Consider the following 25,603-nt stretch of genomic DNA (forward strand, 5'->3'; position numbering starts at 1 on the left):
CATAAGTCATAATGTGTAGAGACTTCCCTATTTTTAGTCTCACGTTTGGCAAAGTTCAGTAATGGCCATCTTTGGTAGAGCAAGTGCAAATAAACCAGTGGAATTTGTGCTTGCTCTCGATATCAAGTTCATTATTAAAGGTAAATAACCATGGAACGCAAACTTACCCATACCGCAATCGCCCTCGCGGTGAGTAGTGTCTTTGCCGCGAGTGCATCGGCTGAAATCATCATTTCGCAATACGTAGAAGGCGGCAGCTACAATAAAGCCATTGAGATCGCTAATACTGGTGACAGCGCGGTTTCTCTTGATGGCTTCTCGCTTGCCAAATCAAGTAACGGTGGTGGTATCTGGGAGACTAAAATAGACTTGACTGGTAAAATACTTAACGCAAAAAGTGTTTGGGTGTTAGCTCACTCAAGAGCCAGTGATGCAATTAAAGCACTAGCAAATCAGCAAGACGGAGCAGTAGCTAACTTTAATGGTGACGATCCGATTGCGTTACTAAACGCGCAAGGTGAAGTACATGACATGTTTGGTGTTATGGGCGATGTTGATTTTGCTAAAGATAAAACTTTTATCCGTAAAGATGAAGCAATGACGTCAAATGCTTCTTACGATAAAGCACAGTGGAAAGAACTTGTTAAAGATGACATCACAGGCCTTGGATCTCTAGGATATGATGCGCCAGAGCCGCCACCAGCCTTTACTTGTACCGATGATGGTGCTACTCCAACGTTTACCTCTATTCAAGCCGTTCAGGGGGATGGTGATCGTTCGCCACTAATACCTGACGGTAAATTTGAATCAGAGCAAGATATCTTTGTTACTGGTGTCGTTTCAGCTGTAACGAAAAGCATTACTAAAGGCTTCTACTTACAAGCCCTAGAGGATGACTACAACGCTAAAACATCCGAAGGTCTCTTTGTAGAAACAGGCAGTTCAGATACTGGCTTATCCCCTGGCGATGTGGTGTGTGTGAAAGGTAAGGCGCATGAGCTGTTTAACCGAACGCAATTGAAATCAGATGCTAATAGCTTTGTTAAGCAAAGTTCGCAAGCTGCGCCAACAGCGGTAGAGTTTGTTGTTGCCGATGGTGAAACATTGCATCAAGCGTTAGAGCGTTACGAGGGCATGAATGTAGAGCTGTCAGCAGACTCCAAGTTGTTTGTCACTCGAAACTTTAGCTACGACTATGCAGGTCGTCGAAATAACATGGTATTGGCTCATGAGAAGCCACTGATGAAGCCAACTCAAGTTTTCGCCGCTGAAAGTGCACAAGCAACCGATCTGGCAAAGAAAAATGCAGTAAGCCAAGTTTACCTAGAGTCGGATTATAAAGCCGCTTCTGGCGAAATACCGTACTACCCTGATTTTGCTAAAGATACAGACCAAGACGGCAGTTCAGAAAACCACATTCGTTTGGGTTCTCGCGTGGAAGGCCTACAAGGGGTTGTAGATTACAGCTATGGCCAATATCGTTTAATCGCGACTAATACAGCAACCAAAGATACTTTTGTAACAAAAGCTGTTGATGCTCAAGGTAACACAATTTTTGATGTGACCCGTAAAGCAGCACCGGAACTGACGAATGCTGATATACGTATTGCTAGTTTCAACGTACTGAACTACTTCAATAGCCACAGCAGTATTGGTGGGCCGCTGAATGCATCTTGTAGTGATCAGGCAGATGCTGATGCCTCAAGAGGCTGTAACCGTGGTGCCAAAGTGAATGATGAGTTTTTGCTTCAAAAAGCAAAAATTATAAAAGCACTAGCTGCAATGGATTCTGACATTATCGGCTTGATGGAAGTTGAAAACAATGGCTTTGGAGATGGTAGTGCACTTAAAGATCTAACCGATGGCCTCAACGCGACAATTGATGACGTTAAAAAGCACTACAGCTATGTAGAAATCAAAAAAGCGGACATGACCAAGGGGGAGTTCTTTGGTAGCGACGCCATTATGGTAGCTATGCTATACCGTGCTGACAAAGTAGTACCAAAAGGCAAAGCGAAAGTTATAGTTACTCCTGAGCAGCATATTCCTGCGGATGTGTTAACACGAACGAAAGAAGACGGAACGCAAGAGTCAAATACTGCGCTTTCTAAATATCAGCGTCATAGCCTGCTACAAACCTTTACTGCAAAAGGTAGTACCGTACCGCTGTCGGTTGTTGTTAACCACTTAAAATCAAAAGGCTCTCACTGTATTGAGCAGTGGCAGAGTTTTGAAGAGAAATCTGATCCAGCAGATCTACAAGGTAAGTGTAATCGCTTCCGTACTTCAGCAACTAAAGTATTAGGCGATAGCCTTAAATCAGTTAAAGGTGATGTGCTGATTATTGGTGATTTGAATGCTTATGGCATGGAAGATCCTGTTCTTACTCTAACTGACTATTCTGAAGCGAAATATGATCGCGAGATCCGCACAGCTTCATTTACTACATTAGGTAAAGATGACGCTGGTGAAAATAAACCTTATGAAGCTACGGGTAGTGTCATAACGAAAGGTTTTGGTTACATTAACTTGAATACTAAGTTCCACGGAGCTGATACGTTCTCTTACACTTACGGCGGTGAGCAAGGTAACTTGGATCATGCTTTAGCAAATCCATCGCTGGCTAACAAAGTAACCTCAATTACAGACTGGCATATCAATGCGTCAGAAAGCACAATGTTTGAGTATTCATCTAAGTATACGGGCAAGATGCCAAAGTACGCAGATGTGTTCTCGGCATCGGATCATGATCCAGTGATCATTGCTCTTGATTACGCGAAATCGAATAAGATCAAATTGCCTGCTAAAGGCGAAAAACTGAAGGTTGAATATTACTTACCTGAAGAGGCTGTTGTTGGAGATGTTGTGACGGTTCGTTTAGCGAAGAAAAGCCAGGCGGCATTAAAAGCAATGGCTGCTTCTGATGATCTAACAGCTTCAACTACTTTAACTCAACCAGATGTTGATGCAGGTGTTGTACAAGTTAGCTTTGATAAAGAGCCAGAAAAAGCTAGTTATGTTATGACTCAAGAATTGGCTGACAGTGCGGGTACCGTGAAATCAACAGTTTCTGCAGATATCACTATTAGTGAAGCCGCTACAGAAAACGTTGAAACCAGTTCGAAATCAGGTGCATCATTTGGTCTAAGCGGTTTATTTGCTCTGTTCGGCTTTGGCTTCCTACGCCGTCGTACTCGCAAATAGATTAGCCATAAGTCATACAAGCTAATTCAGGTAACTGAAAGTTATCTGTAAACAATTAAGGTCAACTTAGGTTGGCCTTAATTATTGGCGAAATGCAGTTTCCACTTGCCTTTCGCCATGGGTATTGCACAATACCGCCCCTATATCTCCCAATCATTTAGTATTTAGCAAACGATTTCGACCCATGTTACTTATCATCGATAACTACGACTCTTTTACCTATAACTTGTATCAGTATTTCTGTGAGTTAGGGGTCACTGTAAAAGTTGTTCGCAACGATGAGATTGATATTGCCGGTATTGAAGCGCTGAATCCTAGCCATCTTGTTATCTCGCCGGGCCCGTGTACGCCTGATGATGCGGGAATCTCTCTACAAGTCATTGAACACTTCGTGGGTAAACTGCCGATCTTAGGTGTGTGTCTTGGTCATCAAGCCATCGCTCAAGTGTTTGGTGGTGAAGTAGTACGAGCCAGACAAGTGATGCACGGTAAAACCTCTCCAATACGCCACAATGGTAAGAGCGTTTTTCAAGGGCTTAATAACCCTCTAACTGTGACACGTTACCATTCCCTAGTGGTGAAAAATGGCATGCTTCCTGACTGCTTTGAACTGACGTCTTGGACGGAATTTGAAGATGGCAGCATGGATGAGATCATGGGGTATCAACACAAAACCTTGCCGATTGATGCGGTGCAATTTCACCCTGAGTCGATTAAAACAGAGCAAGGACACCAGCTTCTCGCTAACTTCTTAGCGCGTTGAGTGTTTAAATTTGACCCTTTCTCCGCCTAAATAAGCCAGTTAAACCTGTTAGTCCATTCGTTAAGCGTTTAAATTCGGGCGCTACGCGTCTCTTACTCCTCTGACGCTGATCACTTTTTATAACATTTCTCCCTCTTAAGGCTAAGTTTTTAGCCTATGCAAAATTATTCGCCTTATTTCGTCTCGAACCCAATATACCGCAATGCCAGTAAGGCTTTGCCGTTGCAGGTTATACGTTTAGGTAAAAAAAGCTTCATAAAACAGATTAATTGATGCATAAATAGTCACAGGTAGTGACGTTTAGCTGGTTGTTAGGGATAGCTAAAGAATAATCTACTATTGAAAACGTTAATTAAATGTAAATATAATGCTGCAGCGGGATTATGGCGAGAGAAAATATCTTTGTCTCACTTATGAACCAGTACGCTTATTTGCGAAGCTTGCGGTATCGAAAAGGAATGTACGATGACAGTGGAAAAAAAAGTAGAACGTAGTCTGTTTAATGAGGTGATGGTGCCTTGTTATAACCCAATGGAAATGATCCCGGTAAAAGGGGAAGGCGCACGCGTTTGGGACCAACAAGGCCGAGAATATATCGACTTTGCTGGTGGTATCGCTGTGAGCTGTTTGGGTCACTGTCACCCAGCAATGGTTAACGCAGTTACTGAGCAAGCAAACAAGATTTGGCATTTAAGTAATGTCATGACCAACGAACCTGCATTGCGTCTAGCGAAGAAGCTAACCGACGTATGTTTTGCAGAAAAAGTATTCTTTGCCAACTCTGGTGCAGAAGCGAACGAAGCTGCATTGAAGCTAGCTCGTCGTTGGGCTGCGGATGTTCACGGTCCTGAGAAATCTGAAATCATTGCATTCAAACAAGGTTTCCACGGTCGCACTTTCTTTACCGTAACGGTGGGTGGTCAAGAGGCTTACTCTGATGGCTTCGGTCCTAAACCGGGCGATGTAACTCACCTGCCTTACAACGATATTGCCGCGCTAGAAGCGCACATCTCAGATCGCACATGTGCAATCATGATGGAACCTCTGCAAGGCGAGGGCGGTATCATATCTCCAACATCTGAGTTCGTGAACACGGTTCGTGAACTGTGTGATAAACACAATGCGCTGCTTATCTTTGATGAAGTGCAAACAGGTAATGGCCGTACGGGTAACTTTTACGCTTACCAAGGCCTAGGTGTGACACCTGATATCCTAAGTACAGCGAAATCACTAGGTGGCGGTTTCCCAATCGGCGCAATGCTAACGACCACCGAACTCGCGACACACCTAAAAGTCGGTACACACGGTTCTACTTACGGCGGCAACCCACTGGCGTGTGCCGTTGCTGAAGCGGTTGTTGATGTCGTTAGCCAACCTGAAACGCTAGCTGGCGTGAAAGAACGTGAAGCAATGTTCCGTGATGGTTTAGCTAAGATTAACGACAAATACCAAATATTCAGTGAAGTTCGCGGTAAAGGCCTATTGCTAGGTGCTGCACTTAATGAAGCATGGCAAGGTCGTGCTCGTGATGTATTAGTAGCAGCAGGCGAACAAGGCTTGATGGTACTGGTTGCGGGTGCAAACGTGGTTCGTTTCACGCCATCACTGGTTATCACTACACAAGAAATTGAAGAAGGTTTATCAAAACTAGACAAAGCAATCGCTACGCTAGTTTAGCCTGAGCGGCGTCATAGGAATGATCGCCATTAGAGCGATCCCATGACGTACTGCTAAAGGCCCAAGATTCTCGTTTTGGGCCTGTTTTGCATCTGGAGGGAATATTGATGCTAGTTGTTCGCCCAATAAAATTATCTGATTACGATGCGTTGCATACCTGCGCGGTTGAGTCTGGTCACGGATTCACATCTCTTCCGGTTAACGAAGAACTGTTAACCAACCGTATTACTCACTCTGAATACAGCTTTGCTAAACAAGATGTGACTGAACCCGGCGACGAAGGCTACCTAATGGTTGGCTTCGATACCGAAACCGGAGAAGTCGCGGGTACCACAGGCATCGAAGCCTCAATTGGCTGGGATGTGCCGTTTTACTCTTACCACATCAGCAAAGTGGTTCACTCATCGCAGAAGCTTGGCGTTAATAACGTCGTGAAGCTACTGACTTTCGGCAATAACTACACCGGATGCAGTGAAATCTGCACACTGTTCTTACGTCCTGCTTTCCGTGGTGGATTGAATGGTCGTTTGATGTCTAAGTGTCGCTTCTTGATCATGTCAGAACACCCAGAGCGTTTCTCGAAAACGATTTTTGCTGAGATGCGTGGCGTATCAGATGCAGAAGGTAACTCTCCTTTCTGGAAATGGCTGCAAGAGCATTTCTTCTCGATTGATTTTACGCTCGCTGATTATCTAACGGGTATTGGTAAGAAAGGCTTCATTGCTGACCTAATGCCGAAGTTACCTATCTATGTGAACCTACTGAGCAAAGAAGCTCAGGCAGTCATTGGGGTGGTTCATGACAATACGCGCCCTGCACTTAAGTTGCTGGAACGTGAAGGTTTCACCAACCGTGGCTATGTCGACATCTTTGATGGGGGCCCAACGGTTGAGTGTGATCTAAGAAATATCGAATCAGTGCGTCATGCGATTCGAGCTCAAGTGACAATTGCAGAGCATTCAAGCTCTAAAGACTTCCTCATTGGTAATACCTCGTTTGAGAACTTCCGCGCAGTAGCCGCGAAAGGCGCGTATGACCAAGCTAGCGACACAGTGATTTTATCATCTGAAGTAGCAAGCGCTCTTGAAGTAAAAGAAGGCGAATTCGTTCGCATGTTGGCTCAATAAGAGCGGCGATTATCTGTCGAAGATTTTAAGGATAGAAGTATGACTCAGTGGATAGCAGGACAGTGGGTGGCAGGTCAAGGCGACGCCATGACATCAGTAAGCCCATACAATAATGAAGTCGTGTGGCAAGGCGATAGTGCAACTCCAGCACAGGTTGAATCTGCAGTAGCAGCGGCGCGTGACGCTTTCTTAGTATGGAAAAAGATGAGCTTTGCAGAGCGTGAAGCGATCGTGTTGAACTTTGCTGAGAAGGTAAAAGAGAACAGCGAAGAAATTGCACAGATTATTGCAAAAGAGACGGGTAAACCGATTTGGGAAACTCGCACTGAAGCGGGTGCGATGGCGGGTAAAATCGCTATCTCTATTCGATCTTACCACGAACGTACGGGTGAAGCTTCACGTGAAGCCGCAGGCAACCAAATCGTACTGCGTCATCGCCCATTAGGCGTAATGGCGGTATTTGGTCCTTACAACTTCCCTGGTCACCTACCTAACGGTCATATTGTTCCGGCACTGCTATCGGGTAATACCGTGGTATTTAAGCCGTCAGAGCAGACACCTTGGACGGGTGAGTTTGCGATGAAGCTATGGCAAGAAGCTGGCCTTCCTGCTGGCGTGATTAACCTAGTGCAAGGCGCTAAAGAAACTGGTATCGCACTGGCGGATGCTAAAGGTCTTGATGGCGTGCTATTCACGGGCAGTGCCAATACTGGTCATATCCTTCACCGTCAATTCGCAGGTCAACCGGGCAAGATGTTAGCGCTAGAGATGGGCGGCAACAACCCTATGGTGATCACTGACCAATTTGGTGATGCTGACGCGACGGTTTATACCATTATCCAGTCGGCCTTCATCAGTGCAGGCCAACGTTGTACATGTGCACGTCGCTTGTATGTACCTGTTGGCGAGAAGGGCGATCAACTGCTTGATAAGCTTGTTGCGGCTACCTTGAAAATTCGTGTTGATCAGCCATTCGCTGAACCTGCACCCTTCATGGGACCACAAATCTCTGAAACGGCCGCTAAGTTCATTCTGAACGCACAAGCTAATCTGCAATCACTAGGTGGTGTAAGCCTAGTCGAAGCAAAAGCGGGCGAAGCGGCGTTTGTTTCTCCGGGTATAATCGATGCAACCAACATTGCTGAGTTGCCAGATGAAGAGTACTTCGGCCCATTGTTGCAAGTGGTTCGTTACCAATCGTTAGAGCAAGCCGTTGAATTGGCTAATGACACGCGCTTTGGTTTGTCTGCCGGTTTAGTATCAACAGACGATTCAGAGTGGGAATACTTCGTTGACCATATCCGTGCGGGTATTGTTAACCGTAACCGCCAGCTAACAGGCGCAAGTGGTGATGCACCATTTGGTGGCCCGGGTGCTTCAGGCAACCTACGCCCAAGTGCTTACTACGCGGCGGACTACTGTGCTTACCCAATGGCGTCAATGGAAGGTGGTGAAACTCAACTGCCAGCTACGTTTAGCCCAGGTATTGAGCTGTAGTTTTAGCGCTTAAGCTATAAATTCATGAGTCAAAAGTTTATAAATCATAAACTTATGAGCTCTAGGCTCATGAATAACAGATTCATTGGTTAATTGTGTAATGAGGAAGCGGTGTTATCGCTTCCTTTTTCCATCACGTCCGACACCTAGATTGGGCGGTAGATAATAATAGAACAAGTATGTCACAGGCTGATGGCTGCTGACTTTGTGTCCAGCCTCTCCCTCTCTAATCCAAATTACTAGCTTGCTAGAACCTCTGACAAGGAGTCACCATGACGCCCGATCTACTCTTTAAATCACTATGGGACGATTACATTCACAGGCTTTGCCCATCGGCTGAGAAAGTTCATCATCTGTTGAAAGAAGACGAAGCCCTGATTAATGATCATATTGCACTGCGTACTTTCAATGTTGCACCTCTGGGCATTGAAACACTGGCCAAGCCTTTCCTTGAATTAGGCTACAAGGCGTGTGGCGACTATTTGTTTGAGAGCAAGAAGTTAGTGGCTAAGCACTACGAGCACCCAGACCCAAACCAACCGAAAGTGTTCATTAGTGAGTTGAAGGTAGAAGAGTGTTCAAGTGACTTACAACAGATCGTTGCTAAGTTGGTTGAGCAAGTGGACGCAAGCAAGCTTCAAGGTCATGAGTTCTTGTTTGGTGGTCGCCTTTGGGATCTGAGCTTCGCGGATTTCCAAGTTCTAGCAAAAGAGAGTGAATACGCGTCTTGGTTAGCGGCTCATGGTTACGGTGCAAACCACTTTACGGTAAGTGTGAACCAGCTTAATGAGTTCGATGAAGTACAGACAGTGAATGACTATTTGAGTGATTCAGGTTTCACTATCAATGCATCTGGCGGTCAGGTTAAAGGCTCTCCAGAGGTCTTATTAGAGCAATCATCTACAATGGCAGACAAAGTCCCAGTTTCATTTGTTGAAGGCAGCGAGGTGATTCCTGGTGGCTTCTACGAGTTCGCTAAGCGTTATGCGATGGCGAATGGTGAGCTTTATACAGGATTTGTTGCAGCATCGGCTGACAAGATCTTTGAGAGCACCAACGGTTAAAGAAAGATACGAGCACGGGCTTTACCCTAAAGATGCGGGTACGCTTCGCTTTGAGAGTGTTTGCGCTTGGACGCGGGAGGTGCTCCATTCGCATCTGCTCTCTAGATCTTTATAAAACAAAAAAGCCACCAAATTTGCATTTGGTGGCTTTTAAATTTTTGGCTCAGTTAATCGAGATTAACGAGTGCCGTATACCACGATAGTTTTACCGTGTGCAGAAATTAGGTTCTGCTCTTCTAGCATCTTCAAGATACGACCTACTGTCTCACGAGAACAACCAACAATCTGGCCAATCTCTTGACGAGTGATCTTGATTTGCATGCCGTCAGGGTGAGTCATTGCATCTGGCTGTTTCGCTAGGTTAAGTAGCGTTTGAGCGATACGACCTGTTACGTCAAGGAACGCTAAGTCACCAACCTTTTGGCTAGTTACTTGTAGACGGTTTGCCATTTGCGCTGAAAGGCGCATTAGGATATCTGGGTTCACTTGGATAAGTTGACGGAATTTCTTGAAAGAAATTTCAGCTACTTCACAAGGAGATTTTGCACGAACCCATGCAGTACGCTCTTGGTCTTCTTCGAAGAGGCCAAGTTCACCAATGAAGTCACCTTGGTTTAGGTAAGAAAGAATCATTTCCTTACCTTCTTCGTCTTTGATAAGAACTGCCACAGAACCTTTAACGATGTAGTACAAGGTTTCTGCCTTTTCACCAGCATGAATCAAAGTACTTTTTGAAGGGTACTTATGAATATGACAGTGTGAAAGGAACCACTCTAATGTTGGATCGGTTTGGGGTTTACCTAGAACCATAATATCTTACTTCCTCTGCAGGGTATGCTTGCCGCTTTCCGTATTTTAGCTAAGCCTGGATTGACTTGTAGGATAAGAGCACTCGTTGAGCGCTGCAAGCTATCTTGTGTTTCGTTTAAGAATAGTATCCTTTTTCAGGTACTATTTCTTGATTTTAATCGTGACCAAGCTACGATTTTTTACGCAAAATTGTGCACATGATCACGGTATGAAAAGTAATCAACCAGAATGGTGTCTTGTTAACCTATTTTTCCGGTTTCGATGAGCTGTTGTAGGATGGGCCTTACAATGAGCTCCATAGCAAAACTCATCTTACCGCCTGGCACCACAAGCGTGTTGTGGCGTGACATAAATGAGCCATCTATCATAGCTAGAAGGTAGGGGAAATCGACGTTTTTGATGCCACGCAAACGTATAACAACGAAGCTTTCGTCTAAACTTGGAATCCCTTTAGCGTTCAGTGGATTCGATGTATCTACGGTTGGAACACGCTGAAAGTTGATGTGAGTACGCGAAAATTGTGGGGTGATGTAATTAAGGTAATCATCCATTGAGCGAACAATAGAATCCATTACTGCTTCGCGTGAGTGGCCACGATCGCGTGTGTCACGAACGAATTTTTGGATCCACTCAAGGTTGACGATTGGCACCATGCCGATCAGCAAGTCGACGTGTTGTGAGACATTGATGTCGCCATCTACCACGCCACCATGAAGACCTTCGTAGAACATCACATCGGAATTTTCTGGGATCTCTTGCCATGGCGTAAAGGTGCCCGGCATTTGATTGTAAGGCACGGCTTCATCGAAGGTATGTAGGTAACTACGGACTTTACCCGTGCCTTCATTACCGTATTGACGGAAGAACTCTTCTAATGCGCCAAAATCGTTGGCTTGTGGACCAAAGTAGCTGATGTGCTTACCTTGCTCGCGAGCCTTACGGATCTCGACATCCATCTCTGGTCGAGTGAAGCGATGGAAACTATCCCCTTCAACCCAAGCGGCCTTCACGTCCATCATATTGAACATTTTTCGGAAGGCTTCTGAGGTAGTGGTGGTGCCGGCTCCTGATGAACCCGTCACCGCAATAATTGGATGTTTAGCGGACATGACAACCCTTGTCTTTTGAGTAACTTACTTGTTAGCAATCGTTTACCACTATAACACGGCTCCTTTATGAGCGCAGCCTAGAAGCGTTTTGTGACTTGAATATCAACGGTTTCATGCAGCTCAGAAAACACGATGCTGACTTCCTTTGAGGCTAATTGATGTTTCACTTGATCAATCTTGTTTTGCAGTGAAACCTCTACGTCACCGTAGTCTGTGCCTTCACGCAGCACGAATTCTTTAATGAGGTTTTCCAGCGTTTCTGGCGCAATGTCTTGCCATGGGATGATCATAAATACTTCTCTCTTTTATGTTCATAAATAGGTTTATTGATGTGTTGATTACTGCGTCTAGTGACGTCTACCACTCAGTCCTTAAAAAGGCTCGGCCATTATGCCGAATCTTGAATACTTTCATAGTAGGCGGGTAATGCTTCTTCTAACCAAAACCTTGGTTTGAGCGTGCTACCGGTAATGAACCCCACATGGCCGCCTTTTTGAAACAGGCGATAGTCGATGTTGTCAGGCAACACGAACTTTGGAATTACGTCGTCTGTCATAAACGGATCGTCTTTGGCATGGATGATCTGAGTCGGTAGTTTAATCTTATTAAGTTTAGGAAGCGCTGAGCACTGAGCATAGTAGTCCTGAGCATTCTTGAACCCGTGCAGAGGCGCAGTAATCCGTTCATCAAACTCATACAGCTTGTCTATCTTCTTAATGGTTTCGGCGGTGATACCGAGCTTTTCTTGCAGCAGCTTAATCTTTTTCAAGGCATTCGATTTGAGAGAGTTGAGCAGGTACTTTTTATAGAGCTTAGAGAAACCTCGCTCAATACGACTAGAGCAACAAGCCAGATCAAAAGGTGCAGAGACAATCGTCGCCGCCGACAGCAATGGGTCGTCCGCGTACTCTGCCAAATAGTTCGCCAGCATGTTACCGCCCAAAGAGATACCAACCGCTACCTTAGGGTTATTGGGAAACTGGGCGTGTAGATGTCTTAGGAAAAAGCGTGCATCTTCGACTTCACCTGAATGGTAAGCGCGAGCTAAGCGATTGGGCTTTCCGCTGCAGCCTCTAAAGTGCATCATCACTGATAGCCAGCCATCTTTAGCAAAGGCATTCATCAGTCCGTTGGCATAAGGGCTTTCAAAGCTTCCCTCTAAGCCATGGAATAGAACGAATATCGGCTTGTTACTTCGAGCCTCATTACTTGGGGTGTCACCCTCTGGCGATTCGCTCCAAGCAAGATCGAGAAAGTCACCGTCGGGTGTTTCTAAGGTTTGCCATTGAGGGTCAAACAACGCCTGCTTTCTAATAAATCGTGGCACTAAGGTTTGTAAGTGCGGATTAGATAAACCAGCGGCTGCGGTAAATATTGTCATAAAAACAGTCCATGCTTCTTTTATGGGCTTTGATAAAGTGTTGAGCTTTTAGCGAAACGCCCACGTTTTTATTTGAGCTTGGTTGATTCTCGGTATAAGCGCAAGGGTTTCACTGATACGGGCTACAAAAACAAGGTGTAGGTAACTAGTTGAATATTGTCGAGATTGAGATTCAAACATATTACCAGTCATGCGCGCCACTCCCGTGTGAAAACGAAGAGCGATACTACCAAGGTAAGCTTGGATCTTGATTGAAGATAAGAGAAAGGAAACGCGTTAGGGTTGAGGTGCTGGTTCAGAAAAAGCGTCGTAGAGGTTTTCAGCCCCTAATAAGCGACAGTATTGAAAAGCGAGTGGTGATTGCTGGTTAGCCGTAAGCTGAAGAGAATTAATGCAGTCGACGAGATCAGATTGCTGTTGCTTCTCTAACTGCAGTTCAAATTGGAGCGCTTCACGGTAGAGGGAATCGACGACTTGAGGTTTGAGATGCTTACGCAGCTCTCGATAGCTATGAAGCAGGGTTTCAGAGCGGCTTAAGCACTGTTGTACCTTGTGCCACTCTTCTTCGGCAAAAGACAATTGCTGCTCATCAAGCCATTTGAGAAGCAGCAGTAGATTGACGTTGCCGTGGAATTGGTTTTGCAAAGCTAGGCACGCATCCTTTACACCGCGCACACTGTAATACTGAAGGCTAAATTGCCATAGTCGTTCCAGTGTTAGTGATATTGGGGCGTGCTCTGGGCTCATAAGCTATCCATATCCTGTTCCATCTGCTCAAGCTCTTCTTGAGTGGACATCCAATCCATTTCAACTTCTTCTAGCTGTGACTTACTGCTCGCTTGGAGAGCGAGTACTTTATTCAGTTTAGCCTTATTTTCAGCTTCATACAGTGAAGTGTCGGATAATTCTTGCTCAGCTTCTTCGAGAGATAGCGTTAACTTATCCATCTGCTTTTCAAATTGAGTCAGCTTTTTACGAAGTGGTGCCGTCAGTTTACGGAACTCTGCTTCTTTACGTTTCTGCTCTTTTTTCGCTGCGGCACTGTTGGCGCCGTCTTTTGCTGGTGCCAATGCTTGTGCTTCTTTGCGCTCAACTTTCTGCTGTTCGGTTAGCCACTTGTAGTAATCGCTTAGGTCACCATCAAACGGTGCCACCTGGCGGTCGTGCACAAGGTATAAATCATCAGTAGTCGCACGAAGTAGGTAACGGTCGTGCGATACGATAACCATCGCGCCTTCAAACGTCTGTAGGGCGAAGGTCAACGCCTGACGCATGTCGAGATCCAAGTGGTTGGTTGGTTCATCGAGTAGCAACAGGTTCGGCTTTTGCCATACCAGTAGCGCTAATACCAAACGCGCTTTTTCGCCACCCGAAAATGGCGCCACTTTATCGAGTGCTTTTTCACCTTGGAAGCCAAAGCTGCCTAGATAATCACGCAGTTGTTGTTCTGTGTGTTTAGGCGCAATCTGCATCATGTGTTGCAGTGGCGTTTCTTCTGGATGCAGCGTCTCTAATTGATGCTGAGCGAAGTAACCCATCTTAACGCCTTGCGAATAGCTCAGCTCACCACCTTGCTGTTTCAGTTCGCCTGAAAGCAGCTTGATTAGTGTCGACTTACCCGCACCGTTTCGACCAAGCAGACCGATACGGCTGCCGGGAACAAGGTTAAGGCGAATCTTTTCTAGAATCAGGTTGTCGTCGTAACCTGCCGATACTTCATCCATCATCATGATTGGATTTGGTAGCGCGTCCGGCTCTCTAAATTCAAAACTGAATGGGTTATCAAACTGAGCGGGCAGCACTTGTTCCATTTTCTCTAGTGCTTTAATACGGCTTTGCGCTTGGCGAGCCTTTGATGCTTTGTAGCGAAAACGGTCAATGTAGCTCTGCATGTGAGACATTTGTTTCTGCTGCTTTTGGAACATTGCCTGCTGCAGGATTAACTTTTGTGCTCGTTGGGTTTCAAACGATGAGTAGTTACCGGTGTATTCATTGAGCTGCTGGTTTTCAACATGCACGATGCGGTTGACGATAGGATCTAAGAAGTCTCTATCGTGCGAGATAAGAACCAGTGTGCCTGGGTAGTTTTGTAACCAACGCTCTAGCCACATTACTGCGTCTAAATCCAAGTGGTTGGTAGGCTCATCGAGTAGCAGTAAGTCACTGCGACATAGAAGGGCTTGCGCTAAGTTCAAACGCATACGCCAACCACCCGAGAACTGGGTTAGGTTCCATGTCATTTGCTCTTGGCGAAAGCCTAGGCCATCCAATAACTCGGCAGCACGTGCTTTGATGCTGTAACCACCAATGGTTTCAATCTTGCCGTGGATCTCTGCGACTAATGTGCCGTTGTCGGCTTGTTCCGCTTTCTCTAGTTGATCTTCAAGGCCACGGTATTCACGGTCGCCATCAATCACGTATTCAATGGCTGTTCTTTCTAATGCTGGTGTTTCTTGAGCAACCCAAGCCATTTCCCAATGAGCTGGTTTACTGAACGAGCCTGCATCAATAGACAGTTCGTCCTTGATTAGGGCGAACAGCGTAGATTTACCACAGCCGTTTTTACCAACCAAACCGATCTTGTCGCCAGGATGAAAAGTCGCAGATGCTTGGTCGAGGAGTGGCTTACCACCGCGGAGCAATTGAATATCAGAGAAAGTAATCATAATTGAAATAGCATAGAAATTAGAGGTGAACAGACGCCTGCATAGTAGGCTGAAACCAGATAAAAGTCGATCACAATGCAATTTGCGTTATGATGCCAATAACATATTAATAACTTTTGCTTAAATTCTTGTGGCCTTGCCACCGTTTAGCCCTCAAAGGAATGTTTCAAAGGAATGAGTACTACTCCCTCGACAGACAAAGCCGTGCCAAAGGTGTTAATAATCTACGCACACCCAGAGCCACACACCTCTATTGCTAATCAAATGATGGTTAAAAAGGTCGAGTCGCTCGGTCATGTCAAAATTCACGATCTCTACGCCATCTACCCAGACTTCTTTATCGATGTGCCTTATGAGCATGACTTACTCCTAGAGTACGATGTGATTGTGTTCCAGCATCCTCTGTTTATGTATTCCTGTCCTTCGTTATTGAAGGAGTGGTTTGATCGTGTGTTAGGAAAAGGATTTGCATTCGGTGAGCAGAGTGCGCTTAAAGGCAAACACTGGCGCAGCGTTATTACTACCGGTGGTAAAGAAGAGGCGTTTGGCGCCGCAGGCTATAATAAATATCCATTACAAGAGATCTTGCAACCATTCGAGTTAACCGCTGCTTTGTGTCAGATGCACTGGATATCCCCCTTAGTTTTACACTGGGCGAGAAATGTTTCGGATATGACGCTTTACCAACACGCAGAAGCGTATCGAAATTGGCTGCGAGACCCGCTACAAGATATAGGAGCGAATGATGGCTCTGACTAATGATTTTCTACAAAGTAGCGTTATATTTTTAGCGGCTGCTGTGGTTGCGGTTCCTATCGCGCAGCGAGCTGGCTTAGGTTCAGTACTCGGCTATCTATTAGCTGGCGTGGCGATTGGCCCGTGGGGGCTTGGTTTAATCAGTGATGTCGAGGCGATTCTGCATTTCTCCGAATTCGGGGTGGTGCTGCTGCTTTTCTTGATTGGCTTAGAGCTTAACCCTAAAAAACTGTGGCAGATGAGGGCACCTATTCTCGGACTCGGTGGAGCGCAAGTGCTGATCACCACCTTGATTATTACCGCTATCGCCTGTTTGTTCGGATTAACATGGCAAACTAGCCTCGTAATAGGTATGGGTTTAGCGCTGTCTTCGACAGCCATAGCCTTACGTGTTATTGAAGAGCGAGAGCTTGGCGGAAAAGAAGCGGGGCAATCCGGCTTTGCAGTACTACTTTTTCAAGATATTGCTGTTATTCCAATGCTAGCGATGTTGCCTCTACTTGCGGGTAATACGGGCGGCAGTTGGGCTGACATGTTGTGGATGCTAGGTGGTGTCATTGGCTTGCTTGTCGGTGGTCACTTCTTATTGAGACCACTGTTCCGATACGTAGTCATGAGCGGTGTGCGTGAGTTGTTCACGGTCGCGGCGCTATTATTGGTTATTGGTATTGCCGTCATCATGCAGCAGATTGGTTTGTCGATGGCATTAGGTACTTTCTTAGCGGGCGTACTTCTGGCTGAAAGTGAATATCGACATGAGCTTGAAATCGCCATAGACCCATTTAAAGGGTTACTGCTCGGCCTGTTCTTTATCTCTGTGGGTATGGCGGTGAACCTAGGTTTACTGGCAGAAAGTCCATTCGCAATATTGATCGCGGTGTCGTCTCTGGTCGTATTGAAAGGCTTAGTGCTGTATACGCTGGCTCGTATCTTCGGCACTCAAACTAAAGCGCGCAGTCGTATGGCGATGATTCTCAGCCAAGGTGGTGAATTCGCTTTCGTTATTTTTACCGCAGCGAGTGCACAAGGCATCCTAAGTGGTGACCAAGTGTCGTTCTTACTGGTTGTTGTGAGCCTTTCGATGGTGACCACGCCATTGATGCTTAAGCTGCAAGATCGTTTCTTTGCTCGTCAACTCAATCAAATCAGTGAAAGCGCAATGTCTTCGGATGTGGTTGATCGCAGCCCTCGAGTGATTATTGCGGGCTTTGGTCGTTTCGGTCAGATCATTGGGCGTCTAATGTATGCCAACAAGATTCGTATCACCGTTCTTGAAAGTGATGCCAGCCAAATCCATATCCTTAGAAAATTCGGCTACAAGGTATTCTACGGTGACTCAACTCACCTTGAACTATTACGAGCTGCGGGAGCGGATAAGGCTGAAGCCATTGTGCTGTGTACCGACTCTCCCGATGAAATCATGAAGACCGTCGATTTGTGTAAGCAGCATTTCCCGCAGTTGAAGATCTTAGCGCGTGCTCGAAGCCGTGTTGAAGCGTATCAATTACTTAACCATGGTGTAAGCAACTATTCTCGTGAAACTTTCCTTGGGGCTCTAGATTTAGGTCGTCAAACATTGACTGAACTTGGTATGCATCCATATAAAGCGAAGCGAGCAGAAGCACATTTTAGGAAATTGGATAATGGTATGCTCAAAGAGTTGCTTCCTCAGCATAGCGAAGATGCCGAGTTAGCTCAGAGAGCGAAAGAGGCTCGTAAAGAGCTTGAAGAGATCTTTGGACATGAGATGGAAAATGATCACCAATCTAGAAACTATTGGCAATAGCCTGAACTTAGAACTTAGAACTTAGAACTAATCGCTTGAGCTTAGCTCTATAGTTGTTCTTAAAAACTGTAACTTAAAGAACCAATCTAATAATAAACGCGGTCTCTGCTTAGTCTCGAATAGAGCATGTGGGAAGAACTGCGAACCCAGAGTAGTAAAGGATATGAACGTGAAACAGAAAAAACGCTTTATCGCAGGGGCGAGCTGCCCAAGCTGCAAGACTCAAGACACACTCCGCTGGTGGGTTGAAAATAATATTGAGCTGGTGGAATGCGTCGATTGTGACTTCACAGAGCAGCGCAAACCGAAAACTGTAGAGAAATCTGAACACGCGAATCAAGAAATGATCGGTATTTTTAAGCCAGAATGATTGAGTTTCGTTAATTGATCCCCATAATATCCCGGTACAGAATTTTTCCTAAGCTCAACTGTTCGAGCTTAGTCCAAACCTCCTTGGAGCTCTCATGAAAATTGAAAAGAACGTAGTAGTTAGTGTTGCATATCAAGTGAAACTTGAAGATGGCGTAGTAGTTGACCAATCAACTGCAGAAGCTCCACTAGATTACCTTCACGGTCACAACAACCTAATTACAGGTCTTGAAAAAGAGCTTGAAGGCAAAGTAGCTGGCGACAAGTTCTCAGCAACGGTTACTCCAGAAGACGCTTACGGCGAGCACAACGATGACTTAGTTCAACGTGTTCCTGCAGACGTATTCCAAGGTGTTGAGCAAATCGAAGTTGGCATGCGTTTCCTAGCGGATACTGACCAAGGTCCAATCCCAGTTGAAGTTACTGAAGTAGATGGCGACGAAGTTGTTGTTGATGGTAACCACATGCTAGCTGGCCAAACTCTAACGTTTGACGTTGAAGTTGTAGCCGTTCGTGAAGCGACTGAAGAAGAAGTTCAACACGGTCACGTACACCAAGAAGGCGGCTGTGGTAGCCACGGTCACGACCATGATCATGACCACGAAGGCGGTTGTTGTGGTGGCGAAGGCCATGACCACGCTGAAGAGAAAAAAGACGGCTGCTGCGGCGGCGGTAGCTGTGGTTCTCACTAATACCGAACTAGCGGTTTAGTTTAAGAATATTGAAAGCCTCCCTTGCGGAGGCTTTTTTCGTTTAAGGAGTCTCGCTTTTTGAGCTGACTTTTAATCTAGCGAACTAAGTGTCTGCAAATCTAAGTGTCCACAAATCTAAGCATTCGTAAAAAGTTTGGTTTTCGCTATCAGACATCAAACCATGGATGTGGTATTGATAGCACAACATTATAAGACGACGTCAGTGGAGAGTTTGCATGTCACAGCCTTTTTCAATTGCCATTCATGGTGGCGCAGGAACTATCTTGCGAGAGCAAATGAGCGATGAATTAAAAACGGGTATTACCGAGGCTTTGGAGAAGTCGGTTTTGGCTGGCTATCAAGTTTTGCAATCGGGTGGCGATGCGTTGGATGCGGTGGTTGCGTCAGTCAAGGTGATGGAAGACAGCCCGCATTTTAATGCCGGTAAAGGCTCCGTTTTAACTCATGATGAATTTGTTGAGATGGATGCTTCTGTGATGCACGGTCGCGAAATGGATGCGGGTGCTATTGCCGGTGTCCGCCATATCAAAAACCCCATTGAGCTGGCGCGTGATGTGATGCTTAAAAGCGATCATGTGCTGTTGATTGGTGAAGGCGCAGAGAAGTTTGCGTTTGAGCATGAGTATATCTTCACCGAGCAAGATTACTTCTTTACTGTGCGTCGTTATGACCAACTTCAATCGATGAAAGAGAAAGGCATCTTTGCGCTGTCTGAAGCGAAATATGATGAACAACAAGCCCAGAAATACCCAGATGATAAGAAATACGGCACGGTTGGCGCAGTAGCATTAGACCAAGCCGGTAACTTAGCTGCAGCAACCAGTACCGGTGGTGTAACCAATAAAAAATACGGTCGTGTGGGAGATTCTCCAATCATAGGTGCAGGCACTGTTGCTGAAAATGGCAACGTGGCCGTATCAACGACAGGTATGGGTGAGTTCTTCCTTAGAAAGATGGTCGCCAGTGATGTGGCGGCAAGAATGCGTTATCTCAAGGAAGATGTGCATACGGCTTGTGAACACATCATTCAAGGTGAACTGAAAACCATGGGTGGCGAAGGCGGCTTGATTGCTATCGATGGCCAAGGTGATATTCACTTCGGTATGAACAGTTCAGGGATGTATCGTGCGAGTGTTGATACTAACGGTTGCGTGGAAGTGAAGATTTATGCCGATGACTAAGATTGTATTGGCTTAATTGGCTTTAGCTTATTCACTCAGATGAAATAAACAAAAGGGCGACAGATAAGCATCTGTCGCCCTTTTGTTTTCTATGTCCCGTCCTGAAATGTGTTTACACATCGAGGACGAGAGGCTAGCGATATGCGTCACTAGAACCAATTCGTTATTTGTAACCGCACTTAATAGTGTGGAGGTGGCGTCTCTTCTGATGCATCAGCGAGGTTTGAGCCATCCATATTTTTCACTTTACCCACCACGAACTTCATTTGGTCTTGCATTCTCGTGATCAACATCTGTTGTTGGCTAAGCGCTTCATTGAGTTCTTCAATGGTCTGTTCTTGGAAAGCTAGCTGACACTCTAGGTCATTCACGCGGCTTTCTAGTTGTTCAATTCGCTTTTCTGTCATCGTTCTTAATCCACATTCCAAGCTTGGGCGATGCCCGCAGAGGTGCCCGATATCACACGGTTCTTTTCATCAAAGGCTGCATCATACACTACCGCACGGGGAGGGCGAGCATCTTTTAATGGCTCGGCATCGTGACGAGAAATGCGTTTTCCATCTTGAGTATTCCACACACTCACTTGGCTGGATGGCGTACCTGTCACCAACATACTGCCGTCGTCAGAAAAGCGAGCACTAGAGAATATCAGCTGTCGAGACCAGCTCTGCAATTGCGCTTGAGGTTCACCTGTTTCCAAATTCCAGATCATCGCTTGGTTGCCGCCATCGGAAGTAAAAGCCAATTCTCCATCCCGTTGTAGCGCAACTCGTACTACTCTTTGTTCATGCTCGAAGGTACGTAACACCAAGCCTGATTCGGTATCCCAAAGATAAGCTTTGTAGTCGTTGCCGCCTGATAATGCGTAGCGGCCATTAGAAGAGAGGGAGACTGAATTAACTTTTTCTCGGTGAGCAAGGAACTCAAGACGGCGTCCGGTGACTAAGTCCACATAGATAGCTTTGCCATTAGACAGGCCAAGTAAGACTTTTTCACCATTGCTGGATATATCGACATCACGAATTAGGCCATCGGATATAGACCAAAGCCCTTCAGCTTGAGTCCAAGATAAGTCCCAAACGGCGAAATTCATCTGGCTGGCGGTAATGGCGAAGCGGCCGTTGTCAGAGATGCGGATACGCGATACTTGGTTTTCGGATTGATCTTGCGGGCCGAGTTGAGCGAGCTCTTTGTTTTGGTCTAAGTCCCAGAGCAGTAAGTGTTTTTGCTGAGAGTAGAGTAGAGCGAAGCGTCCATCTCTGCTTAGGGCAAAGCTGGTGGCACCATTGGGTTCAATTTCCCAACGCTGTTCATCATCTTGAAAGAAAAAGCAACCATTTAACAAGGTGATGACAATCGTACATAGCAATGAGTGGAAAAATATTCGCATCACATCTAATAATCCGGTTTGTGTCGAAAGACATATGACTAGTATATTGTTATAACTAACGTATTCACACCAATCTAATCATTAGATTTGTGCACAATAACCAATGGCTTGGCCATTAATTGGAGAATTCAATGAAATCAGTTTTAAAAGTATCACTGCTTGCCGCAACGGTTATGCTAGCAGTTGGTTGTCAGAAAGAAGAACCAAAGGCAGAAGCTCCACAGGTAGAAGAAGCTAAAGTTGCAGCAGTAAACTTTAAAACAGAAGATGACAAAGCGGCATACGCAATCGGTGTATCTTTCGCGAACTACCTAAGCACAAGCATTGATAAGCCAAGCGAGCTAGGCATTAACCTAGACAAAGATATGGTTCTTCAAGGTATCGAAGACGTATTCGCAGAGAAAACAGCACTTAACGAAGAAGAAACTCGCGCAGCTCTTGAAGCTCTAGACAAGCGTGTTGCTGAAACAATGCAAGCACAAGCGGCAGAAAAATCTGCAGAAGTGAAGAAAGCCGGTGATGATTTCCGTGCTGAGTTCGCTAAAACTGAAGGCGTTAAGCAAACTGAATCTGGTCTACTTTACCAAGTAATGACTGCTGGTGAAGGTGCTTCTCCAAAAGACACTGATACCGTTCAAGTACACTACAAAGGTACGCTAACAGACGGTACTCAGTTCGACAGCTCTTACGATCGTGGCGAACCAGCAACATTCCCACTAAACCGCGTAATCCCAGGCTGGACTGAAGGCGTACAACTGATGCAAGTTGGTTCTAAGTACAAATTCGTAATCCCGCCAGAGCTAGCATACGGTGAGCAAGACACACCGACTATCCCTGCTAACTCAACGCTAGTATTCGAAGTTGAACTACTTAAAATTGATAACGCTGAAGCGGCTCCTGCTCAGTAATATCAGCTAAAAGTTTTATTCTAAAATACGTTGATTGAACAAAAAGCCTAACTTTGAGTTAGGCTTTTTTTATGATTTGAAGGTGAGTATTTGATTTTTAAACTTGTTCTAAATCACTAGTTGCAATGTTAGCTAGGTGTGCAATTAAAATTTTCTGATAAACTTACATAAATTTGTTGATTTTTCACACGAAGGTAAGGAATAAGTGACTACTACAGAAACAGTCAATGCAGATGTGTTACTTGAAATGGAATCAGTCCACGTTATGCCATTCAGTGAACACGATAAAATCATTCTAAGATCTTATGAGGCCGTGGTTGACGGTATTGCGAGTCTTATCGGTCCGTTTTGTGAAATCGTTTTACACTCTTTAGAAGACCTCAATACTTCTGCGATTAAAATTGCCAACGGCGAAAATACAGGTCGTCAGGTTGGTTCGCCGATCACCGATCTCGCATTGAAGATGCTGAAAGATATTGAAGGTTCTAAGCGTAACTTCTCACGTTCATACTTTACTCGCGCTAAAGGCGGAGTATTGATGAAGTCGATCACGGTTGCTATCCGCAATGGTGAAGACCGAGTGATTGGTTTGTTGTGTATTAACGTAAACTTAGATGCGCCATTCTCACAAGTACTGCAATCTTTCATGCCTACCCAAGATGCGGACGAAGCAGCATCATCAGTAAACTTTGCGAGTGATGTGGAAGAGCTTGTCGACCAGACGGTTGAACGCACCATTGAAGAAATCAATGCCGACAAATCAGTATCGAACAATACTAAGAACCGTCAAATCGTGATGGAGCTTTACGACAAAGGTATTTTCGATATCAAAGATGCGATTAACCGTGTTGCCGAGCGATTGAACATCTCTAAGCACACCGTATACCTATACATCCGCCAACGTAAAACAGAGGATGAAGAGGGTTGTTAAGCTATACACTTTTAGTGAATGGACCGGTCTACGGTTCACAATCGGCAAGAAGTGCTTACCAGTTTGCTGTGGCTCTTATTAATCAGGGCCACAAACTTCACAGTGTATTCTTCTATCAAGATGGCGTCAGTAATGGCTCTGGCATTACTGTGCCTGCTAATGATGAATTCGACTTGGCTTCCGCTTGGCAAAAACTGGCGGATGAGCACAATGTTAGCCTTGAAACGTGTGTGGCTGCTGCGCTTAGACGCGGAGTGATCAGCACGGATGAAGCAACGCAACATCAATTGAGTGCATCTAACTTGGCGGCTGGGTTTACCCAAGCTGGGTTAGGGAGCTTATCTGAAGCACTTTTGACGCAAGATAGGGTTGTACAGTTTTGAGTAAATTGGCCTTTGTATTTAACACTTTTCCTCATACGACGGCTGCGGGCAGGGAAGGGCTAGACGCACTGCTAGCGGCTTCAGCCTATAGTGAAGACATTACCGTGTTCTTTGTCGGTAATGGCGTTACACAGCTTCTCAAGGCTCAACAGCCTGATGAATCTCTATCACGTGACTATATTTCTGCATTCAAGCTTATGGACCTCTACGACATTGAGCAGGTTTACGTATGTCAACATAGCCTCAATCAGTTTGGTCTTTCGACCGATAACTTACTGATCGATGTGACTGCGCTAGAAGTGAATGAGTTGACGCAGAAGCTAGCTCAGAGCCAAAAAATACTGACTTTCTAGGGAACGTTATGCTTCATATTGTAAAATCAGTAGACAAACTCAAGCTTGCATTGGCGTACTCGCAACAAAAGGATCACATCCTTTTGGTTGAAGATGCGGTGTATGTTTGCCTTCCAAATCATGAGTTATTCAATCAAATCTCAAATGTTGATCATGTGTCGGTATTAAAAACAGATCTCGATAGCCGAGGTTTACAACAACTTGCTTCAAGCACTCTGAAACAAGTGGACTTCGACGGATTCGTCAAACTGACGGTTTTGAACGACAAATCAGTAACTTGGTAGCTGCGTTTTATCAGTATGGTTAAAAAAAGACCATCCTGAGCTCTAGACGGCTAAAAAAGATCTGTATATTTCTTGACACACATCCCACTGCTGAATAGAATTTTGCGTCCCTATTTACACTATGTGTAATAGGGCTAGATTTTTCATCAAGCTTACTTTCAAGTAAATCAGGAGCTAGTTAATGGCAACTATTAACCAGTTGGTACGTACTCCTCGTGTAAAGCAGGTTGTTAAAAGCAACGTGCCTGCACTAGAAGCGTGCCCACAAAAACGTGGTGTATGTACTCGCGTATATACTACTACTCCAAAAAAACCGAACTCAGCACTACGTAAAGTATGTCGTGTTCGTCTAACTAACGGCTTTGAAGTTACTTCATACATCGGCGGCGAAGGTCATAACCTTCAAGAACACAGTGTTGTTCTTATCCGTGGTGGTCGTGTTAAAGATTTACCAGGTGTGCGTTACCACACTGTTCGCGGTGCACTTGACTGTGCAGGCGTTAACGACCGTAAGAAAGGTCGTTCTAAGTATGGTGTGAAACGTCCTAAGTCTTAATGCGTCTTTTTTAAAAAGAAAGCGTTAAGTAAGGCCAAACACTATTTATTTATTATTCTGAAAAGTTTTGGAAAAAACCTGAAGAAGACAACGGAGAAATTCCATGCCACGTCGTCGCGTAATAGGCCAGCGTAAGATCCTTCCAGATCCTAAGTTCAAATCTGAACTGCTGGCAAAATTCGTTAACATCCTTATGGTTGACGGAAAAAAATCTACTGCAGAGAAGATTGTTTACACTGCACTAGAAACTATGGCTGAGAAATCTGGTAAAGATCACTTAGCTGTATTTGAAGAAGCTCTTGAAAATGTTCGCCCAGCGGTAGAAGTTAAATCTCGCCGTGTGGGTGGTTCAACTTACCAAGTACCTGTAGAAGTTCGTCCGGTTCGCCGTAACGCTCTTGCTATGCGTTGGGTAGTTGAAGCTGCGCGTAAGCGTGGTGAAAAATCTATGGCTCAACGCCTAGCTGCTGAAATGCTAGACGCGTCTGAGAACAAAGGTACTGCGGTTAAGAAACGTGAAGACGTTCACCGCATGGCTGACGCAAACAAAGCGTTCGCACATTACCGCTGGTAATACCTTTTTAGTGCTGCAAGGTTCCTTGCAGCACTTCTTTAGTTCCTATGCTTATGCTAGGAACTATTGCTATTTCTAGGGCAAGCACTTTTTAGCGAAGCATCGCTTTTAACGCATAATC

26 protein-coding genes are annotated in these 25,603 nt (G+C 45.3%); 18 read left to right on the forward strand and 8 right to left on the reverse strand.

Annotated elements, in window-relative coordinates; all coding sequences use genetic code 11:
• The first annotated feature begins 150 nt into the window (after positions 1–150).
• From L3V33_RS18945 to L3V33_RS18970, 6 genes are all read left to right on the forward strand, one after another.
• On the forward strand, positions 151–3,204 hold the full coding sequence (locus L3V33_RS18945; RefSeq protein WP_237291039.1) for an ExeM/NucH family extracellular endonuclease: 3,054 nt from the start codon (positions 151–153) through the stop codon (positions 3,202–3,204).
• 184 nt (positions 3,205–3,388) lie between these two features.
• Positions 3,389–3,967, forward strand: a complete 579-nt coding sequence (locus L3V33_RS18950) for an aminodeoxychorismate/anthranilate synthase component II (protein ID WP_237291040.1) — start codon at positions 3,389–3,391, stop codon at positions 3,965–3,967.
• Between the two features lie 465 nt (positions 3,968–4,432).
• On the forward strand, positions 4,433–5,644 hold the full coding sequence (locus L3V33_RS18955; RefSeq protein WP_004729655.1) for an aspartate aminotransferase family protein: 1,212 nt from the start codon (positions 4,433–4,435) through the stop codon (positions 5,642–5,644).
• A 107-nt stretch (positions 5,645–5,751) separates the two neighbouring features.
• The gene (gene astA, locus L3V33_RS18960; protein WP_065207399.1) at positions 5,752–6,771 is read left to right on the forward strand and encodes an arginine N-succinyltransferase; all 1,020 of its coding nucleotides are present in this window, start codon (positions 5,752–5,754) and stop codon (positions 6,769–6,771) included.
• Positions 6,772–6,810: 39 nt separating this feature from the next.
• Positions 6,811–8,268: a succinylglutamate-semialdehyde dehydrogenase gene (gene astD, locus L3V33_RS18965; protein WP_237291041.1), complete on the forward strand. Its 1,458-nt coding sequence runs from the start codon at positions 6,811–6,813 to the stop codon at positions 8,266–8,268.
• Positions 8,269–8,540: 272 nt separating this feature from the next.
• A complete protein-coding gene (locus tag L3V33_RS18970) occupies positions 8,541–9,332 on the forward strand; it encodes a DUF1338 domain-containing protein (protein ID WP_054548211.1) in 792 nt (263 codons plus the stop codon).
• A gap of 177 nt (positions 9,333–9,509) precedes the next feature.
• On the opposite strand, the gene crp is transcribed toward L3V33_RS18970, so the two are convergent.
• The 6 genes from crp to L3V33_RS19000 all read right to left on the reverse strand — a co-directional run bounded on the left by crp (position 9,510) and on the right by L3V33_RS19000 (position 15,298).
• Positions 9,510–10,142, reverse strand: a complete 633-nt coding sequence (gene crp / locus L3V33_RS18975; protein WP_004729651.1) for a cAMP-activated global transcriptional regulator CRP — start codon at positions 10,140–10,142, stop codon at positions 9,510–9,512.
• A 239-nt stretch (positions 10,143–10,381) separates the two neighbouring features.
• Positions 10,382–11,251, reverse strand: coding sequence for a phosphoribulokinase (locus L3V33_RS18980; protein WP_004729650.1), 870 nt, complete (start codon positions 11,249–11,251; stop codon positions 10,382–10,384).
• A gap of 77 nt (positions 11,252–11,328) precedes the next feature.
• The gene (locus L3V33_RS18985) at positions 11,329–11,541 is read right to left on the reverse strand and encodes a YheU family protein (protein WP_004729649.1); all 213 of its coding nucleotides are present in this window, start codon (positions 11,539–11,541) and stop codon (positions 11,329–11,331) included.
• Positions 11,542–11,639: 98 nt separating this feature from the next.
• On the reverse strand, positions 11,640–12,632 hold the full coding sequence (locus tag L3V33_RS18990) for a hydrolase (protein WP_017095847.1): 993 nt from the start codon (positions 12,630–12,632) through the stop codon (positions 11,640–11,642).
• Positions 12,633–12,908: 276 nt separating this feature from the next.
• Entirely contained in the window at positions 12,909–13,379 is a 471-nt protein-coding gene (locus tag L3V33_RS18995) for a TIGR02444 family protein (RefSeq protein WP_004729647.1), read from the reverse strand.
• Entirely contained in the window at positions 13,376–15,298 is a 1,923-nt protein-coding gene (locus L3V33_RS19000) for an ABC transporter ATP-binding protein (RefSeq protein WP_004729646.1), read from the reverse strand. Before L3V33_RS19000 ends, L3V33_RS18995 begins: the two co-directional genes overlap by 4 nt.
• A gap of 174 nt (positions 15,299–15,472) precedes the next feature.
• Here L3V33_RS19000 and kefG point away from each other — a divergent pair, with 174 nt between their 5' ends.
• The 5 genes from kefG (at position 15,473) to L3V33_RS19025 (ending at position 20,103) form a co-directional block, all read left to right on the forward strand.
• Positions 15,473–16,057, forward strand: coding sequence for a glutathione-regulated potassium-efflux system ancillary protein KefG (kefG, locus tag L3V33_RS19005; RefSeq protein ID WP_054548209.1), 585 nt, complete (start codon positions 15,473–15,475; stop codon positions 16,055–16,057).
• Positions 16,044–17,840 (forward strand): glutathione-regulated potassium-efflux system protein KefB, encoded by a 1,797-nt coding sequence (gene kefB / locus L3V33_RS19010; RefSeq protein WP_004729644.1) that lies wholly within the window; start codon positions 16,044–16,046, stop codon positions 17,838–17,840. The genes kefG and kefB overlap by 14 nt, the downstream gene beginning before the upstream one ends.
• Positions 17,841–18,009: 169 nt before the next feature.
• A complete protein-coding gene (locus tag L3V33_RS19015) occupies positions 18,010–18,210 on the forward strand; it encodes a YheV family putative zinc ribbon protein (RefSeq protein ID WP_086048637.1) in 201 nt (66 codons plus the stop codon).
• A 94-nt stretch (positions 18,211–18,304) separates the two neighbouring features.
• Positions 18,305–18,901 carry a peptidylprolyl isomerase gene (gene slyD, locus L3V33_RS19020; RefSeq protein ID WP_017083786.1) on the forward strand — a complete coding sequence of 199 codons (597 nt, stop codon included), beginning with the start codon at positions 18,305–18,307 and terminating at the stop codon, positions 18,899–18,901.
• Positions 18,902–19,137: 236 nt separating this feature from the next.
• Complete coding sequence (locus L3V33_RS19025) at positions 19,138–20,103, forward strand: isoaspartyl peptidase/L-asparaginase (protein ID WP_237291042.1); 966 nt, start codon at positions 19,138–19,140, stop codon at positions 20,101–20,103.
• 179 nt (positions 20,104–20,282) lie between these two features.
• Here L3V33_RS19025 and L3V33_RS19030 read toward each other — a convergent pair whose 3' ends face one another.
• Together L3V33_RS19030 and L3V33_RS19035 are read right to left on the reverse strand one after the other, a co-directional pair.
• Positions 20,283–20,510, reverse strand: a complete 228-nt coding sequence (locus L3V33_RS19030) for a SlyX family protein (RefSeq protein WP_004729640.1) — start codon at positions 20,508–20,510, stop codon at positions 20,283–20,285.
• Positions 20,511–20,515: 5 nt separating this feature from the next.
• A complete protein-coding gene (locus L3V33_RS19035; protein ID WP_102481600.1) occupies positions 20,516–21,493 on the reverse strand; it encodes a hypothetical protein in 978 nt (325 codons plus the stop codon).
• 131 nt (positions 21,494–21,624) lie between these two features.
• On the opposite strand from L3V33_RS19035, the gene fkpA reads away from it, so the two are divergent.
• From fkpA to rpsG, 7 genes are all read left to right on the forward strand, one after another.
• Complete coding sequence (gene fkpA / locus L3V33_RS19040) at positions 21,625–22,401, forward strand: FKBP-type peptidyl-prolyl cis-trans isomerase (RefSeq protein WP_004729852.1); 777 nt, start codon at positions 21,625–21,627, stop codon at positions 22,399–22,401.
• A 205-nt stretch (positions 22,402–22,606) separates the two neighbouring features.
• Complete coding sequence (locus L3V33_RS19045; protein ID WP_004729851.1) at positions 22,607–23,332, forward strand: transcriptional regulator; 726 nt, start codon at positions 22,607–22,609, stop codon at positions 23,330–23,332.
• Positions 23,326–23,715, forward strand: a complete 390-nt coding sequence (gene tusD / locus L3V33_RS19050) for a sulfurtransferase complex subunit TusD (RefSeq protein ID WP_054548206.1) — start codon at positions 23,326–23,328, stop codon at positions 23,713–23,715. Before L3V33_RS19045 ends, tusD begins: the two co-directional genes overlap by 7 nt.
• Positions 23,712–24,068 carry a sulfurtransferase complex subunit TusC gene (gene tusC, locus L3V33_RS19055; protein ID WP_017085994.1) on the forward strand — a complete coding sequence of 119 codons (357 nt, stop codon included), beginning with the start codon at positions 23,712–23,714 and terminating at the stop codon, positions 24,066–24,068. The genes tusD and tusC overlap by 4 nt, the downstream gene beginning before the upstream one ends.
• Before the next feature lie 8 nt (positions 24,069–24,076).
• A complete protein-coding gene (gene tusB, locus L3V33_RS19060) occupies positions 24,077–24,352 on the forward strand; it encodes a sulfurtransferase complex subunit TusB (RefSeq protein ID WP_171329920.1) in 276 nt (91 codons plus the stop codon).
• Between the two features lie 181 nt (positions 24,353–24,533).
• Entirely contained in the window at positions 24,534–24,908 is a 375-nt protein-coding gene (gene rpsL / locus L3V33_RS19065) for a 30S ribosomal protein S12 (protein ID WP_012604917.1), read from the forward strand.
• Positions 24,909–25,011: 103 nt separating this feature from the next.
• Positions 25,012–25,482, forward strand: a complete 471-nt coding sequence (gene rpsG / locus L3V33_RS19070; RefSeq protein ID WP_017073678.1) for a 30S ribosomal protein S7 — start codon at positions 25,012–25,014, stop codon at positions 25,480–25,482.
• Positions 25,483–25,603: the final 121 nt, after the last annotated feature.

It is taken from the genome of Vibrio sp. A2-1 (assembly GCF_021728355.1).
Lineage (GTDB): Bacteria > Pseudomonadota > Gammaproteobacteria > Enterobacterales > Vibrionaceae > Vibrio > Vibrio splendidus_K.